Origin of the sequence: Promicromonospora sp. NPDC060271 (assembly GCF_042726755.1) — a bacterium.
In the GTDB taxonomy this organism is placed as follows: domain Bacteria; phylum Actinomycetota; class Actinomycetes; order Actinomycetales; family Cellulomonadaceae; genus Promicromonospora.
This window is the reverse complement of sequence record NZ_JBHXBG010000024.1, coordinates 26562-42630: the sequence shown is the minus strand read 5'-3', so window position 1 is coordinate 42630 and position 16069 is coordinate 26562. Positions and strand designations below refer to the sequence as shown.

The window sequence follows — 16069 nt, the reverse complement described above, 5'->3', positions numbered from 1 at the left end:
CACGGAGCCGAACGCGACGCGGCGGCGCAGCGCGAAGCCCAGGTGCTCGTAGAGGCCTATCGCGTGCGTGTTGCTCGCCGCGGCGTGCAGCATGGCGCGCGCGCCGCGCTCGTGGATGTGCTGGACGACGTCCAGCACGAGACGCGTGGCCAGGCCCTGCCCGCGGTACCGCTCGTCGGTGGCGACCGCACTGATCTCGGTCCAGCCGGCGGGCCGCAGGCGCTCGCCGGCCATGGCCGCGAGGCGTCCGTCGCGCCGGATCCCGACGTACCGGCCCAGCAGGTGGGTGCGCGGCAGGAACGGCCCGGGCTGGGCGCGCGCCACGAGGTCGAGCATCTCGGGGACGTCGGCGGCGCCCAGGAGCACCGCCTCGTCGTCGGACCGGCCGTGCAGGCGTTCGGTCTCGACGAGCTGCACACCCTGGAAGGGCTCGCCGCGTACCCAGCCGTCCGGCAGGGCGACCGACTCGGGCGGCCCGGGGAACTCGGCGTCGTACCCGACCAGCTCGATCACCGCGGCCCAGACGCCTGGGTCGTCCCAGGTCCGGACGGCGGCGAAGGGCGAGACGTCGGCCGGGTACCGGCGGGCGAGGTCGTTGCCCTCCGCCAGGTGCGCGTGCGCGCCGACGAGGGCGGACCACGCGGGGTTGTCGAGCACCGTGTAGTCCGGTGCTGCGTCGTCGGGTGCCGCGCTGTCGGGCACCGCGCTGTCCGGTGCCGCGTCGATGACGCTCATCCGAGGGTTCCGTACATGAGGTTCACGTCCATCTCCAACGGGCGCCCGGCCGGTCGCATTCCGGCCGGGCGGCCCGTCGTGGCCGTCACCGAACCGGCGTCGCGAGCGTGGCAGTCCGCGCCCTGCGGTACCTCGGCCTGCCGTCCGGCTGGAAGCTGGCGCCGGCTGGCTGTGCTTCAGCAGGCGCTGGGGAGCCGGAACCCAGGGGCTTATGGTCGCCTGGATCCTCTTGAACGGGACTCAGTTCGCACTCCGGGAACGGTTGCCGGACTCAGGGCCGGCGCGGCGGGCCGCTCGACCGGCGGACGCGGAGGGTCGCCTCGATCTGCGACCGTACGGCCTCGGTACGGCCCGCCAGTCGTTCGAGGAGGAGGCGCACCGCCTCGCGTCCCATCAGCACACCGCTCTGGTCGACGCTGCTCAGCGAGACCAGGGGGTGGCCGGCGATCGGGATGTTGTCGTAGCCGACCACCGCCACGTGGCGTTCGTCGAGCCCGGCCTCCGCGACGGCGCTCAGCACGCCGATCGCCAGGGTGTCGTTGCCCGCGAAGATCGCCGTCGGCGGTTCGGGCAGGGCGAGCAGCGCGCGGGTCGCCTCGTAAGCCTCGGACCCGTCGAACATGGTGTGGACCACCGACTGCGCCAGGCCGAGTGCCGCCATGCGCTCGCGGTAGACGGCGGTGCGGACGACGTGCGGCTCGTCGCCCGCCTGGCCCGCCCACGGCGGCTCGGGCCGCGACGGGTGGATGGTGAGGTGGGTGATGCGCCGGTGGCCCTGCTCGACGAGGTGCGACATGACCTGCTCGGCACCCGACCGGTCGTCGCCGGTGATCGTGTCGTAGCGGCCGGACCGGTCGTGGCGGCCGATCATCACGACGGGCGTGCGTTCGGCGATCCGTTCGAGCCACGCCGGGTCGACGCGCGGCGAGACGGCCACGATGCCGTCGACCTGACGGTCCGCGAGGCTGTTGATCGCCACGTCGCTCTTCTGGTCCCGGCCGAGCGGGGCGATGATCATCTGGTACGGCGTGCCGGCGAGGGCCTCGGTCGCGCCGTCCACGATCATGGTGAGGAAGTCGTTGCCGATCTGGGGGATCTCGAACCCGAGCGTGAAGCTCGCGCCGCGCATGGCGCGCGCGGCGACGCGCGGCCGGTACCCGAGGCGTTCGATCGCCGCCTCCACCTGCGTGCGCATCCGGTCGCTGACGCCGTACGCGTTGCGGATCACCTTGGACACCGCTGCCCGGGAGACACCCGCCTCGCGAGCGACGTCCTCGATCGTCGAGGGCCGCGGACTGCCCGCCCGGGCGCCGTCGGGCCGGGGTTCTGCTGGGGTCACGACTCTGTTCCCGATTCTGTAGACCGGTTGACACTCTACAGCGGCCCTCGCTAGCGTGAAGGCGCTGAAAGGATTCATTCGCAGGGTGTGTAGATCGCTCTACGATCCTTTCGCTCTACAAGGAGGTAGAGAGATGTCCATCAGTCACCGCCGTCCGGGCCGTCACGGCGCGGCACTGGCCGCCACGGCCGTCCCGCTGCTCGTCCTCGCCGGCTGCTCGTCGTCGTCCGGAGCCGACGACGGGTCCACCGAGATCACCTTCCTCACGACCCAGGACGCGCCGAACCCCGAGACCGCCGACGCCCTGGTGGCGGCGTTCGAGGCCGAGCACCCCGACATCTCGGTGAGCGTCGAGATCCGGCCGGGCGGTACCGAGGGTGACAACCTGGTCAAGACACGGCTGTCGACGGGGGAGATGGCCGACGTCTTCTTCTACAACTCCGGATCCCTGCTGCAGGCGCTGAACCCGGACTCGACGCTGGTCGACCTGAGCGACCAGGAGTGGGTCGGCTCGCTCGACGAGGAGTTCACTCCGGTCGTGAGCACCGACAACGGGCTGTACGGCGCGCCGCTGGGTGCCTCGTTCGCCGGCGGCGTCGTGTACAACAAGCCGCTCTACGAGGAGCTCGGGCTCGAGGTTCCCGAGACCTGGGACGAGTTCATGGCGAACAACGAGAAGATCGCCGCCGAGGGTGACGGCATCGTCCCCGTGATCCAGACCTACGGCGAGACCTGGACCAGCCAGCTCTTCGTGCTGGGCGACTTTGCCAACGTCGAGGCCGTCGACCCGGACTGGGCCGAGCAGTACACGGCGCACCAGCGGTTCTACGTCGACGAGCCCGCGCTGCTGGGGTTCCAGCACCAGCAGGAGGTCGCCGAGGCGGGGTACTTCAACGAGGACTTCCCGTCCGCGACGTTCCCGGACGGCGCCCGGATGGTCGCCGAGGGTGAGGGCGTGCACTACCCGATGCTGTCGAGCGTGATCCAGACGGTCCTGCAGAACACGCCCGACGCGGTGGACGACCTCGGGTTCTTCGCGCTCCCCGCCGAGGAGGCGGAGAACACCCAGGCGACGATCTGGCAGCCGAATGCGCTCTACGTCCCGCGGTCGACCGAGGGGGAAGAGCTCGAGGCTGCCAAGCAGTTCGTCGCGTTCGTGGGCAGCGAGGCGGGCTGCGAGGTCCAGAACGAGATGCTCCCGCCCGCTGGGCCGTACGCGAGCTCCTGCGAGGTGCTGGACTCCGCCCCGCCGCTGCTCGACGACATCCAGGCCTACTTCGACGAGGGCCGCACGGCCAACGCGCTGGAGTTCCAGTCCCCGGTCAAGGGCCCGAACCTGGAGCAGGCCACCGTGGAGGTTGGCTCAGGCATCCGCAGCGCCGAGGACGCCGCCGCCTTCTACGACCAGGACGTCGAGAAGCAGGCCCAGCAGCTCGGCCTCGAGGGCTGGTAGGCGCGAGATGGCGGCAACCATCCCGGCCGAGGTGCGGCCCGGCAGGCGCCGTCGTGCGCCGGGCACCACCTCGGCCACCCTGCGCAGCAGCTACCCGCTGTGGTTCCTCCTGCCGGCCGCGGCGCTCTACGTGGTGTTCTTCGCGGTGCCGACGTTCGCCTCCTTCTGGTTCAGCCTCACGCGCTGGACCCTGTTCGACACCGAGTTCATCGGCCTGGAGAACTACGTCCAGTTCTTCTCGGAGCCCCAGCTCTCCCAGGGCTTCGTGAACACGCTGGTCTACGGCTTCGTGACCTCTGGCGCCAAGGTGGTGCTCGGGCTCGCGCTCGCCGTGCTGCTCACGTCGCAGCTCGTGGGGCGCGGCTACCTGCGCTCGGTGGTGTTCTTCCCGGTGCTCGTGTCCACGATCGGCGTCGGCATCACGTTCACCGCCCTGCTCGACCCGTTCGACGGGGTGGTCAACACGGTGCTCGCCGGGCTCGGGATCGACGGGCCCGGGTGGTTCACCGACCCGAGCACGGCCCTGCTGACGATCGCGGCGGTCGACGTCTGGAAGGGGCTCGGCATCGCCACGCTCATCTACATCGCCGGCATCGTCGCGATCCCGCAGGAGTACTACGAGGCGGCGCGGGTGGACGGCGCCGGCCGCTGGCAGGTGTTCCGCTCCATCACGCTGCCGCTCGTCCAGCCGGCCACCGCGACCGTCGTCGTCCTGTCGCTGATCGGCGGGCTGCGGTCGTTCGACCTGATCTGGGTGACCACGGGCGGCGGGCCGGGCTTCACGAGCGACGTCATCGGATCGGTCATCTACAAGCAGTACCAGGCCGGCTTCTACGGGCTGTCCACCGCGGGCAACGTGATCCTGTTCCTCGTGGTGACGGCGGTCATGGTGCCGGTATCGATGCTGCTGAACCGGAAGGAGGTCGACCGATGAGCCGTACCGGCTCCCGGGCCTTGTCCCTGGCCGCCGGCGTCACGGCCATCCTCGTGTCGGTGGTGGTGTTCCTCGTGCCCTTCGCCTTCATCTTCCTGACGGCGGCCAAGGACGCGTCGGACGCCTCCCGGCTCCAGTTCTCCTGGCCCGAGGAGTGGGCCTTCGCCCGGAACCTCACCGAGGTGCTCAGCACGCGCGACGGCATAGTGGTGCGCGCGTTCGTGAACAGCACGGTGCTGACCGTCGTCAGCGTCGTGGTCATGGTGATCCTCGCGGCGATGGTCGGGTACCTGCTGCAGCGGCGGCGCTCCTGGCTCAACCCGGTCGTCAACCTCTTCGTGCTGGCCGGGCTCATCGTCCCGCCCGCCGTGGTCCCGACGATCTGGGTGCTGCAGCGGCTGGGGCTGTTCAAGACGATGCCCGGGCTGATCCTCATCGAGGCGACGTTCGGCCTGTCGTTCTGCATCCTGCTGTTCCGCGCGTTCGTCGCGACGATCCCGCGGGAGCTGGACGAGGCCGCGATCATCGACGGCGCGGGCTCGCTGCGGCTGTTCTTCACGGTCATCCTGCCGCTGCTGCGGCCGGTGATCATCACGGTGGTCGTCGTGCAGGCCGTCGCCGTGTTCAACGACTTCACCAATCCCTTGTACTTCCTGCCGGGGGACGAGAACGCGACGGTCCAGCTCACGCTCTACAACTTCCAGAGCCAGATGGTCAGCCAGTTCAACCTGCTGTTCATGGACATCCTGCTGATCACCGTCCCGCCCCTGGTCATGTACATCTTCTTCAACCGCCAGATCGTGGCCGGCATGACGTCCGGCGCGGTCAAGGGCTAGGAGGGCTCACCCCGTGAACAACGAATCCCAGACATCGGTCGGCCGCGTGCGTGTCGAGCGCCGGACCGACGGCGACTTCGCCGACAACCCCACTCCACGTCTGAGCTGGACCGTGGAGAGTTCCGTGCCCGGCTGGTGGCAGGCGAGCGCCGAGGTGCGGCTCGACGGCGGACGGGCCGGTGAGCGCGTGGCCCGCCTGGACACCGACGAGTCCCGGTTCGTCGCCTGGCCGTTCGACCCGCTGCTGCCGCACGCCCGGCACACGCTGGAGGTGCGGGTCACGGGCGTCGACGGCGCCGTGTCGCCCTGGAGCGAACCGGTCACCGTACGCTCGGTCTTCCTGGCCGACGGCGAGTGGGTCGCGCCGTTCGTCGGGCTCGCCGAACCGCAGGAGCACGCGGTACCGGGGCTGCTGCGCACCGAGCTCGACCTCGGCGCCGATGTCGCGAGCGCAACGCTCTACGCGTCGGCCCACGGCGTCTACCAGGTGGAGATCAACGGGCAGGACGTCGACTCCGCGGTGCTCAAGCCGGGCTGGACCGCCTACCAGCACCGCCTCGTGCACGAGGCGACCGACGTCACGGCCCTCCTGCGTCCGGGCGCCAACGCCGTGGGGGTGCGGCTGGCCGGCGGCTGGTGGACCGAGCGGTTCGGGTTCCACGGTGCGGCCGAGCCGTTCTACGGGGAGCAGCCCGCCGTCGCGGTGCAGCTCCGTGTGGTGCTGACCGACGGGACCACCAGGGTGCTCACCACGGGGCCGGACTGGCGCGGCGCGGCGACCGGGCCGGTCGTGACGAGCGGCATCTACGCGGGCGAGCGGATCGACGCGCGCCGCGCCGTGCCGGGCTGGAGCCTGCCGGGCTTCGACGACACTGCATGGCCGGCCGTCCGGGTGCACACCCGGCCGGACGAGCCGGACGTGGTGCCCGAGCCCGCGATCGCCGAGCCCGTGCGCCGGGTCGACGAGCTCGCGGTCCGAGACGTCATCACCACGCCGTCCGGGCGCACGGTGCTGGACTTCGGGCAGAACCTCGTGGGCAGGCTCCGCGTGCGGGTCGCGGGGGAGCGCGGCCGCGTGGTCACGCTGCGGCACGCCGAGGTGCTGGAGCACGGGGAGCTCGGCGTCCGGCCGCTGCGGGCCGCCGCCGCCACCGACCACCTCGTGCTCTCCGGCGGCGACGACGTCTTCGAGCCCGAGTTCACCTTCCACGGGTTCCGGTACGCCGAGATAGACGGCTGGCCGGGCGACCTGGGCACCAAGGCGGGCAGAGCGGCGCTGCGTGACGCGGTCACCGCCGTCGTCATCAGCAGCGACATGCGGCGCACCGGCTGGTTCGAGTGCTCGGACGAGCGGGTCAACCGGTTGCACGAGAACGTGGTCTGGGGCACGCGCGGCAACTTCGTCTCCCTGCCGACGGACTGCCCGCAGCGCGACGAGCGCCTCGGCTGGACGGGCGACATCCAGGTCTTTGGCCCGACGGCGAGCTACCTCTTCGACAGCGACGCGTTCCTCGCGTCGTGGCTGCGCGACGTCGCCGCCGAGCAGGCCGCGCGCGACGGCGTCTGCCCGATCGTCGTGCCCATGGTGCTGCCCTTCGGGGCGAAGCCGGCCGCCGCGTGGGGTGACGCCGCGACGGTGGTGCCGACCACCCTGCTGGAACGGTTCGCCGACCGGCGTGCCCTGGCCGAGCAGTACCCGAGCATGCGGGCCTGGGCGGACGCGCTGCTGGCCGTGGCGGGCGAGCGTCTGCTGTGGGAGGGCATGTTCCAGTTCGGGGACTGGCTCGACCCGGACGCGCCGCCGGACGACCCGGCCGGCGCGAAGGCCGACCCCGACATCGTCGCGAGCGCCTACCTGGTGCGTTCCCTCCAGCTCGTCACCTCCGCCGCACGCGAGCTCGGTGACGACGCCGGCGCCACGCGGTACGGCGACCTCACGGAGCGTGCCCGGCAGGCGTGGGTCCGCGAGTACACGACGCCGGCCGGGCGGGTGGTCTCCGACGCGCAGACCGCGTACGCGCTGGCCATCACCTTCGGTCTCGTGGACGAGGCGACGCGGGCGGCGATGGGCGACCGGCTCGCCTGGCTGGTGCGCCGGGCCGGGTACCGCATCGGCACCGGGTTCGTGGGCACGCCGATCATCCAGGACGCGCTGACGGAGACCGGCCATGCCGACGTCGCCGCGCGCCTGCTGCTGCAGACGGGCGTGCCGTCCTGGCTGTACGCCGTGACGATGGGGGCAACGACGATCTGGGAGCGGTGGGACAGCATGCTGCCGGACGGCAGCATCAACCCGGGCGAGATGACGTCGTTCAACCACTACGCCTTCGGCGCGGTCGCCGACTGGCTGCACCGCACGGTCGCCGGCCTGGCCCCGGACACGCACGGCTATCGCAGGCTGCGGGTGGCGCCCGTGCCGATCGCGGGCCTGGACCGGGCCGCCGCCCGGTTCGAGACCGCCTACGGGCTGGCCGAGGCGGGCTGGACGGCCCAGGACGGGCAGCTCGTCGTGCGCGCGGTCGTGCCGCCGAACACGACCGCGGTGGTGGTGCTGCCGGGCGGGCCCGAGACCGAGGTGGGTTCCGGCCACCACGAGTGGACGGTGCCGGACCCGCGCGAGCGGCTGGAGCCGCGGGCCGTCACGCTGTCCTCGACGCTCGGCGAGATCGCCGACGACCCGGAGGCATACGAGGCGGTGCTGGCCGCCGTGGACGCGCTCGGCGCCGAGTGGGGCGGAACCTTGCGGTCGCTCAAGGACTGGACCGACCAGCGCACCCTGGACGACGAGCTGGTGCGGCTGTCGCCCGCCGCGAAGGAACGGCTGCGGGACGCGCTCGACGAGCTCAACGCGCGGCGGGTGGTGCGGGTTGCGGGGTAGCGGTCAGTCCAGGCAGAACTCGTTGCCCTCGACGTCCTGCATGTTCTGGCAGGACTCGTTCTCCTCGTCGGCCAGCAGCAGCACCCCGCGCGTCGCGCCGATCGCCTCCAGGCGGACGGCGTGGGACTCCAGGACGGCGAGGCGCTCCTCGCCCACCAAGCCCTTGCCGACCTTGATGTCGAGGTGCACCCGGTTCTTGACGACCTTGCCCTCGGGCACGCGCTGGAAAAACAGTCGTGGGCCGACGCCGGTGGGGTCGCTCGCGGCGAACCACGAGTCCCGCTTCGGCTCGGGCAGCGAGCGGCTGTACTCCTCCCACGTGGCGAACCCGTCCTCCGTCAGGTCCGGGGGGAGGTACCCCAGGGCCTCGCACCAGAACCGGCCCACACGCTCGGGACTGGCACAGTCGAAGGTGATCTGGACGGGCTGCACGGTCGTCATGGGCACACCTTATGACGGTGGCGGGCGGCCGATCACACCGACTCCTTGGTGATGCTCCAGCCGCCGTCGACCGGCAGCTCGACCCCGGTGACGTACGAGGCGCGGTCCGAGCACAGGTAGGTGATGGCATCGGCCACCTCGGACGCCTCGCCCAGGCGGCCGAGGGCGGTCGCGCCCGCCGCGCTCGCCCGGTCCGCCTCGCTCACGCCGTCCCAGTGCGGCGTGAGCACCGGGCCGGGCAGCACGCTGTTGACCCGCACCGCCGGGGCGTACTCGGCGGCGAGCTGCCTGGCGAGCCCGGTCATCCCCGCCTTCGCCGCGGCGTACGCGGCCCGGCCCGGCAGCCCGAACCGCGCGTGCACCGACGAGACCATGACTATCGCGCCCCGCCCCGACGCCGTCAGGTCGGGCAGCAGCGCACGGGTGCCGAGGTAGGCGCCCGTGAGCGAGACCCGGAGCTGGTGCTCCCAGCTCGCGGGCGGCGTGTCCTCGAGGGACGCGACGGTGGTGGCGTACGCGTTGTGCACCAGGATCTGCGGCGGGCCCAGCTCCGCCCGGCAGGCGGTGGCCGCGTCGGCCCAGGCGGCCTCGTCGGCGACATCCATCACGGACGCCGCGGCGCGGTGGCCGGCGGCGCGCAGCTCGTCCCGGAGGCCCAGCACCGTGGGGGAGACGTCCAGGAGGAAGAGCCGGGCACCCTCGTCGGCGAGCCGTCGCGCGGTCGCGGCACCGATGCCCCGGGCGGCGCCGGTGACCACGGCGGTGCGGCCGTCCAGGTCGCGTGTCATGGCTGGTCCTCTCGTCGAGCGGGGTTCACCGGCAGGCTACCCGCGGACACCTTCCCGCCATTACACCTATTGGCATACGTTGACATGGAGGTAATCGGGCTCCTACGCTCCGCTACAGGGTCAGGCCAACGAGGGCAGGACCGTGCGGACGACGGACGATGGAGTTCGGACCATGAGCTGGAAGAGCTGGACGAGCGGCTGGACGAGCGAGGCCGGAAAGAAGAGGCAGCCGCGACACGTGCGGCGCGGCAGGTTCACTGCGGCGCTGACGGCGACCGCCCTCGCGCTCGCGGGCGCCTTCGGCGGTGCGGTCGGCGCAGGGGTCCCGGCGAGCGCCGCGACCCACCGCGACGCGGACGCGGCGATGGACGCGTTCGTCGAGACGTTCTGGGACCCGTCCCGGAACTACTTCTTCACCTACAGCGACCGCCAGGTCCACGAGGAGCACGCGCACGGGCCGGAGGACGGCCTGTACACCGACTTCTGGTGGGAGGCCCAGCTCTGGGACCTGGTGATGGACGCCTACGAGCGCACCGGCGACGAGAGGTACCGGCAGATGCTCGACGACGTCTACGACGGGTTCGTCGCGTACTACCCGACGTTCGACAACGACTTCAACGACGACCAGGGCTGGTGGGCCAAGGGGTGCGTCCGCGCCTACGAGATCACCGGCGAGGACCGCTACCTCGACTGCGCCGAGGATCTGTTCGCCACGATCTGGGCCGATCAGGACGACACGTACGGCGGCGGGATCTGGTGGCGCAAGTCGGTGCGCGACCAGAAGAACGTGGCGACCAACGCGACCGCCGCCTGGACGGCGGCGTGGCTCTACGACGCCACCGGCGACGGCGACTACCTCGCCGCCGCGCGGACCCTCTTCGACTGGGTGGACACCCGCCTGCACGAGGACGGCCACGTCTACGACCACTTCGAGGGCGACCCCGCGCGGCTCGTGAAGTGGGACTTCACGTACAACTTCGGCACCTACATCGGGGCCGCGGCGCGGCTGGCGTCGGTGACCGGTGACGAGACGTACCTCGACAAGGCGACGGCCGCCGCCGACTGGTCGACCGAGCACCTGACGAACGGCGGCACCTTCGTCTCCGAGGGGATCAACGACGGCGGCGGGTTCAAGCCGATCCTCGTGCGCAGCCTCATGACCCTGGTGAACGAGCACGGACAGGACCAGTACCTGCCCATGCTCCAGGCGAACGTGACCCAGGCGTGGTCGCACCGCCGTGCGTCCGACGACCTGATGGGCCCGAACTGGTCCGCCCCGACCGGCCCCGAGCCGCTCCAGAGCCTGACGGCGGCCGCCGCCGTGTCCGGGCTCCAGGTGGTCACGCCGAACCGGTGGTCGGGTCCCCAGCCGGGCACCGGCATCCACGACGCGGAGAACGGTCGTGCCGTCGGCTTCGGCGCGGAGAGCAGCCAGCCGGGTTACCTCGGCCGCGGGTACCTCGCCGGCTGGAACGCCGACGGGCAGTCGGTGACGTTCGACGTCGTCGCGGCCTCCGGCGGGCCCCACCAGCTCAGGTTCCGCTACGCCGCGGCGGCCGGCGACGCCGTGCGCCGCGTGCTGGTCGACGGCGTCCCGGTGGCGGACACGCTGACCTTCGCCGGCACGGGCGCCTGGTCGAGCTGGTCCGAGGTGCTGCTCGACGGCGTCCGCCTCGGGGCGGGCCACAACACCGTGACCGTCGAGTACTCGTCGGCGGCGGGGAGCGCGAACTACCTGAACCTCGACCGGATGACGGTCTCCCGGCAGGTGGAGGCCGAGTCCGGACGCCTGAGCGGCGTCCGCGTCGAGACGACCCAGCCCGGCTTCACCGGCACGGGCTACGTCGCGGGCCGAGACGCCCGCGCCCAGCGGATCGACCTGCCCGTCACCGTGACCAGGCCCGGCGCCTACACCCTCACTCTGCGGTACGCGGCGGGGGCCGGTGACGCGACGCGGCACCTGCTGGTCAACGGGTCGCACGTCGGGAGCCGGCCGTTCCCGGGCACCGGCTCATGGGGCGTGTGGGAGACGGTCACCGTGCCGGGCGTCGAGCTGAGGGCGGGCCGCAACACGGTCACCCTTGCCCTCGCGACGGGCCAGGGCGGTGCGGGCCACCTCGACCTCGACCACGTCACCCTCCGCTACACGCTCGGCGACGCCGGGCACCGCACCACGGAAGCAGGATCATGACCAGCACACCCCTCCCGCACGACGCCCTCTACGACGAGGACGTCCTCGCCGGCCTGGTCGCGGCGGTGCGCGACCGGCTCGGCGACCGGGTCGCCGACGCCGTGGGCCGCTGCATGGCGGACACGCTCGCCCGGACCATCACCCCGCACCCGGACGGCACGGCCTTCGTGATCACGGGCGACATCCCGGCGATGTGGCTGCGGGACTCCACGACCCAGCTCGCGCCGTTCCTGCACCTGGCAGGCGCCGACCCCCGGCTGGCCGACACGATCGCGGCCGTCTCGCGGCGGCAGCAGGCCTCGATCCTGCACGACCCCTACGCCAACGCGTTCAACGACGGTCCGACCGGGGCCGGGCACCGGGACCGCACGGGGCCGCCCGGTACGGGGCAGTCCCCGTGGGTGTGGGAGCGCAAGTACGAGACCGACTCCCTCGCCTACCCGGTGCAGCTCGCCCACGACCTGTGGCGGATCACGGGCCGCACCGACCACCTCGCGCGGTTCGGCGAGGTGGCGCGTACCGTCGTCGACCTGTGGCGCACGGAGCAGCGGCACGAGACGTCCCCGTACACCTTCGAGCGGACCGACTGCCCGCCGTCCGACACCCTGGTGCGCGACGGGCGCGGCCCCGAGGTCACGTTCACGGGCATGACGTGGGCGGGCTTCCGGCCGAGCGACGACGCGTGCCGGTACGGCTACAACGTGCCGGGCAACGCGTTCGCGGCCGTGGCGCTCGGCTACCTCGGCACCCTCGCGTCCGAGGTGCTGCACGACGACGACCTGGCCGGCGACGCGGCCGCGCTGCGCGCGGACCTCGAACGTGGCATCCGGGCGCACGGCGTCGTCCCCGGGCCGGCGGGCGAGCCGGTGTACGCGTACGAGGTCGACGGGCGCGGGGGAGTGCTCCTGGCCGACGACGGCAACTCGCCGAGCCTGCTGTCCCTGCCGCTGCTGGGCTGGTGCGCGGCCGACGACCCGCTCTACACCGCGACCCGCGCGATGGTCCTCAGCGACGCGAACCCGTACTACTACAGCGGCTCGGCGGCGTCCGGGATCGGCAGCCCGCACACGCCGGAGGGGCACGTCTGGCCCATCGCGCTCGCTGTCCAGGGACTGACCAGCACGGACCCGGACGAGCGCAGGGAGCTGCTGGACCTGATCCTGGCGACCGACGCCGGGACGGGTGCGGTCCACGAGTCCTTCCACGTGGACGACCCGGCGATCTACACGCGCGAGTGGTTCTCCTGGGCGAACGCGATGTTCTGCGAGCTCGCGCTGGAGACCGCCGGGCTGCGCACGTACCGGCGTCCGGCACCGGCCGTCGAGGACAGGGCCGCGCGATGAGCGCCGCCGTCAGCGGCACCCGGCGCCAGCAGACCATCAGCGCCTGGATCTTCCTCGCCGTGCCCGTGGTGCTGTTCGCGGTCTTCCTGCTGCTGCCCGTCGTCATGGCGATCGGCCTGAGCCTCACCGACTACGCGGTGATCGGCGACTTCGAGTGGGTGGGCCTGGCCAACTACGCGCGCATCGTGGACGACCCGATCTTCTGGGTCGCCGTGCGCAACACCGCCCTTTACACGGTCCTCTACGTGCCGGCGGGCCTCGTGGTGGCACTCGGCACCGCCCTGCTGCTGAGCCGCAGCAGCCGCGTCTCGCGCGTGTTCCGCACGCTCTTCTACATCCCGGTGGTGTCCTCGACCGTCGCGACGGCGGCCATCTGGTTCTGGCTGCTCAACCCGCAGTACGGCCTGCTCAACGTGGTGCTCGGCTGGTTCGGCATCGACGGGCCGGCGTGGCTGTACGAGTCCCGCTGGGCCATGATCGCCATCGTCATGATGAGCGTCTGGGCCGGGTTCGGCGCCAACATGATCATCTACCTCGGCGCGCTCCAGGGCGTGCCCGGCGAGCTCGTCGACGCCGCCCGCGTCGACGGTGCCGGGGCGTTCCGGGTCTTCTGGCACGTGACGCTGCCGTCCATCTCCCGGGCCACGTTCCTCATCCTCACGCTGCTGCTGATCGCCGCCTTCCAGGTGTTCGACCAGGCGTACGTGCTGACCAAGGGCGGGCCGGGCAACTCGACGCTGACCCTCGTCTACTACATCTACGACCGCGGGTTCGGCCGCCTGGAGATGGGCTACGCTTCGGCGCTCTCGTTCGTGCTGTTCCTCGTCATCCTCGTGTTCTCGGTCGCCAACGCCCGTGCCACCGGACGGGAGAACGACCGATGAGCACCCTCGCCACCGCCCCGGCCGGAGCGCCCGCGCCCGCCGCCGTGAGCACCGAGACCCGGCTCCTGACCGCCCGCACGGTGCTCGGCAGGACCGTCTGGACGCTCGCCGTCGTGCTGATCAGCCTCACCACGGTCATGCCCCTGATCTGGACCCTGTCGACGTCACTCAAGCCGGAGGGCGAGATCCTCTCGTCCTACCTGCAGTTCGTGCCGGAGAACCCGACCCTCGCGAACTACGTGACCCTGTTCACCGACGGCCCGTTCGGGCGCTACCTGGCCAACTCGGCGATCATCGCGCTCGGCGGGGTCGCCACCAACCTGTTCTTCGGCGGGCTGGCGGGGTACGCCCTGGCCAAGCTGACCTTCCGGGGCCGCGGCGCCGTCTTCTCGCTGTTCCTCGGCTCGATGATGGTGCCGGGCATCATCACGATGGTCCCCACCTTCCTGGTGCTGCGCCGGTTCCCGCTGGTCGGCGGGAACGACCTGTTCGGCGAGGGCGGGGCCGGCTTCATCAACAGCTACGGCGCCGTGCTCATCCCGTTCGCCGCCGGACCGTTCGCCGTGTTCTTCATGCGGCAGTTCTTCCAGGCGCTGCCCGACGAGCTCGGCGACGCCGCGCGCATCGACGGCGCGAGCGAGTTCCGCATCTTCTGGAACATCTACCTGCCGCTGGCCAAGGCCGGCCTGGCCGTGCTGGGCGTCCTGACGTTCCAGGCCGGCTGGAACAGCTTCCTGTGGCCGCTGATCGCCCTCAACGACCCGGAGATGCTCACCGTCCAGGTGGGCCTGGCCGGCTACGTCAACGAGTACCAGACGCAGTACGGGCCGCTGCTCGCCGGCACGATCCTGGCGAGCCTGCCCGTGCTGGTCGTCTTCATCTTCGCCCAGCGCTACATCATCGAGAACTTCGCCCACTCGGGGACGAAGTGAGCCACACCGGCAAGCAGGACATCTGCAAAGGAGCAGCGTCATGAAGCGTGCGACACGAATGGCCGGGGCCCTCGCCGCGGCTGCGGTATTGGCCGGGACCCTGAGCGCCTGCGGCAGCGGGTCCGACGGCGGCTCGGGCGGCGGCCCGCAGGAGGTCACCTTCTGGGGCTCCTGGTCAGGGGACCAGGCCAAGCAGCTCCAGCAGCAGGCGGACGCCTTCAACAAGTCCCAGGACGAGTACGAGGTCAAGTACGTGGGCCAGGAGCTCGTCGAGGAGAAGCTGCTCACGGCGCTCGCGTCCGGCAGCGTGCCCGACGTCGTCCTGTGGGACCGCTACAACACCCCGCTGTACGTCCCGAAGAACGCGCTGGCGCCGATCGACGAGTACCTCGAGGCCGACGGCGTCGACACGGCGCAGTTCTACGACCAGGCGATGGGCGAGCTCGTCGTCGACGGCGGCACGTACGGCCTGCCGCTGCTGGTGGACAACCGGTCCCTCTTCTACAACACCGACCTGCTTGAGGAGGCTGGTGTCGAGCCGCCGACCGACTGGGACGGGCTCAAGGCCGCCGCCGAGGCGGCCACCCAGCGCGACGGCGACAAGCTGAGCGTCGCCGGCTTCGCGCTGGACGACCCGGGCCTGTTCAACATCTGGCTCAAGCAGGCGGGCGGCCAGATGTTCAGCGACGACGGCGCCACCACCGCGTTCAACAGCCCGGAAGGCCTCGAGGTGCTCGAGTTCTGGCAGAGCCTGCTGGACGCGGGCGTGTACGAGCCCGGCTTCGGCGAGGGCGTCGACTCCTTCGCGGAGGGCAAGCTGGCGATCAAGTACGACGGGCCGTGGGCACTGACCGCGCTGGACCAGGCCGACGTGAGCTACGGCATCGTGCAGCCGCCCGTCGGTCCCGACGGCGACCAGGGCGCCGGCATGGGCGGGTTCGGCCTGGTCATCCCGGAGGGGGCCGAGAACCCCGGCGGTGCGTGGGAGTTCATGAAGTGGTGGACCACCCAGCCGGCCAACGGCGTCGACTTCGCGAAGATCTCGGGCTGGATCCCCGCGAACATCGAGGCCGCCAACGACCCGTACTTCACCGGGGACGACAGGTACCAGGCGTTCATCGAGACCATGGAGTACGCCGAGGTGCGGTCCAACATCCCCGGCGCCTCCGACGTCGAGGGCAAGGCGCTCATCCCCGCGCTGGAGAAGTTCCTCGGCGGTGAGACCGACGCGCGGACGGCGCTGGCCGAGGCCCAGGAGCTCGGTGACCGCATCCTCGCCGACAACGCGCAGTGACCCCACGCGCAGTGACCCCAC

13 protein-coding genes are annotated in these 16069 nt (G+C 71.5%); 9 read left to right on the top strand and 4 right to left on the bottom strand.

Features of this window, described 5'->3' with window-relative positions; genetic code table 11:
* Window positions 1–735, bottom strand: a 735-nt coding sequence (locus tag ACFWE2_RS06335) for a GNAT family N-acetyltransferase (RefSeq protein WP_377223364.1), incomplete at its 3' end; no start/stop codon positions are given.
* Between the two features lie 271 nt (window positions 736–1006).
* On the bottom strand, window positions 1007–2074 hold the full coding sequence (locus tag ACFWE2_RS06330; RefSeq protein ID WP_377223363.1) for a LacI family DNA-binding transcriptional regulator: 1068 nt from the start codon (window positions 2072–2074) through the stop codon (window positions 1007–1009).
* 133 nt (window positions 2075–2207) lie between these two features.
* Here ACFWE2_RS06330 and ACFWE2_RS06325 point away from each other — a divergent pair, with 133 nt between their 5' ends.
* From ACFWE2_RS06325 to ACFWE2_RS06310, 4 genes are read left to right on the top strand one after another with little or no spacing between them, the layout of a single operon-like run.
* Window positions 2208–3527 carry an ABC transporter substrate-binding protein gene (locus tag ACFWE2_RS06325; RefSeq protein WP_377223362.1) on the top strand — a complete coding sequence of 440 codons (1320 nt, stop codon included), beginning with the start codon at window positions 2208–2210 and terminating at the stop codon, window positions 3525–3527.
* Window positions 3528–3534: 7 nt separating this feature from the next.
* The gene (locus ACFWE2_RS06320; protein WP_377223361.1) at window positions 3535–4461 is read left to right on the top strand and encodes a carbohydrate ABC transporter permease; all 927 of its coding nucleotides are present in this window, start codon (window positions 3535–3537) and stop codon (window positions 4459–4461) included.
* Entirely contained in the window at window positions 4458–5297 is an 840-nt protein-coding gene (locus ACFWE2_RS06315) for a carbohydrate ABC transporter permease (protein ID WP_377223360.1), read from the top strand. The genes ACFWE2_RS06320 and ACFWE2_RS06315 overlap by 4 nt, the downstream gene beginning before the upstream one ends.
* Before the next feature lie 13 nt (window positions 5298–5310).
* The gene (locus ACFWE2_RS06310) at window positions 5311–8175 is read left to right on the top strand and encodes a family 78 glycoside hydrolase catalytic domain (RefSeq protein ID WP_377223359.1); all 2865 of its coding nucleotides are present in this window, start codon (window positions 5311–5313) and stop codon (window positions 8173–8175) included.
* Window positions 8176–8178: 3 nt separating this feature from the next.
* Here the strand turns inward: ACFWE2_RS06310 and ACFWE2_RS06305 are convergent, their stop codons facing one another.
* Both ACFWE2_RS06305 and ACFWE2_RS06300 read right to left on the bottom strand, forming a co-directional pair.
* Window positions 8179–8616 (bottom strand): VOC family protein, encoded by a 438-nt coding sequence (locus tag ACFWE2_RS06305; RefSeq protein WP_377223358.1) that lies wholly within the window; start codon window positions 8614–8616, stop codon window positions 8179–8181.
* A gap of 32 nt (window positions 8617–8648) precedes the next feature.
* On the bottom strand, window positions 8649–9404 hold the full coding sequence (locus tag ACFWE2_RS06300) for an SDR family NAD(P)-dependent oxidoreductase (protein WP_377223357.1): 756 nt from the start codon (window positions 9402–9404) through the stop codon (window positions 8649–8651).
* A 172-nt stretch (window positions 9405–9576) separates the two neighbouring features.
* On the opposite strand from ACFWE2_RS06300, the gene ACFWE2_RS06295 reads away from it, so the two are divergent.
* From ACFWE2_RS06295 to ACFWE2_RS06275, 5 genes are read left to right on the top strand one after another with little or no spacing between them, the layout of a single operon-like run.
* Window positions 9577–11595, top strand: a complete 2019-nt coding sequence (locus tag ACFWE2_RS06295) for a glycoside hydrolase family 76 protein (protein ID WP_377223356.1) — start codon at window positions 9577–9579, stop codon at window positions 11593–11595.
* Window positions 11592–12938 (top strand): glycoside hydrolase family 125 protein, encoded by a 1347-nt coding sequence (locus ACFWE2_RS06290; protein WP_377223355.1) that lies wholly within the window; start codon window positions 11592–11594, stop codon window positions 12936–12938. The genes ACFWE2_RS06295 and ACFWE2_RS06290 overlap by 4 nt, the downstream gene beginning before the upstream one ends.
* Window positions 12935–13822: a carbohydrate ABC transporter permease gene (locus ACFWE2_RS06285; protein ID WP_377223354.1), complete on the top strand. Its 888-nt coding sequence runs from the start codon at window positions 12935–12937 to the stop codon at window positions 13820–13822. Before ACFWE2_RS06290 ends, ACFWE2_RS06285 begins: the two co-directional genes overlap by 4 nt.
* Window positions 13819–14754 (top strand): carbohydrate ABC transporter permease, encoded by a 936-nt coding sequence (locus tag ACFWE2_RS06280; protein ID WP_377223353.1) that lies wholly within the window; start codon window positions 13819–13821, stop codon window positions 14752–14754. Before ACFWE2_RS06285 ends, ACFWE2_RS06280 begins: the two co-directional genes overlap by 4 nt.
* A gap of 40 nt (window positions 14755–14794) precedes the next feature.
* Entirely contained in the window at window positions 14795–16048 is a 1254-nt protein-coding gene (locus ACFWE2_RS06275; RefSeq protein ID WP_377223352.1) for an ABC transporter substrate-binding protein, read from the top strand.
* Window positions 16049–16069: the final 21 nt, after the last annotated feature.